Genomic DNA, 551 nt, shown 5'->3' with positions numbered 1-551 from the left:
GTTCGTTTGGCAGTAAGAGACCCGTATCGAGAATGGCGCCGAGGTTGGTTTGCCGAATCGCTTGCTCGCGCATGGTTTGGATGTGCGCTTTGGCAAACGGCGTATTGCGGATTTCGGTTTGCACTAGGGCATCACTGAGTTTCATGCCGCATTGGGTGAGGTTTGCGAGCGTTTTCAGCAGCGTGGACGCCACAGCCACGCGATACAGTGAGAACAGTGGCCAATCGTTACTGAGCCCGCGGCTATTGCCTTTCCAGTTGGGCAGTGCCATGGCCAGTACCAGGAGAAGCAAGGCAAAGACCGCGGCGATGGCAATGCCATAGTCGGCAAAAAAATTGCGCACGGTTAGGCCAATGCCTGGTTGGTTATCGATGGCACTGAGCATCTTGTCAGCGATGTAGACACCGTAGAAACCAGCACCAACACTAAGGGCATAAGGAAACGCCAACATCTTGACCAACTTCGCCACGATGTTTTCGCCGCCTTTAAGCTGCTCAATCGCGGTTTGCAATCCGATATGACGCTGACCTGCGCTTTCCGCCGCGCGTATT

1 pseudogene is annotated in these 551 nt (G+C 54.4%); it reads right to left on the bottom strand.

The features are described 5' to 3' along the window. Positions 1–551 (bottom strand): annotated as a pseudogene (locus R7O13_RS29940) (hypothetical protein); the annotation flags it as partial.

The organism is Vibrio sp. Y176 (assembly GCF_033438945.1).
Note: the sequence above shows the minus strand (reverse complement) of the source record. Positions and strands in the feature narration are given on the sequence as shown.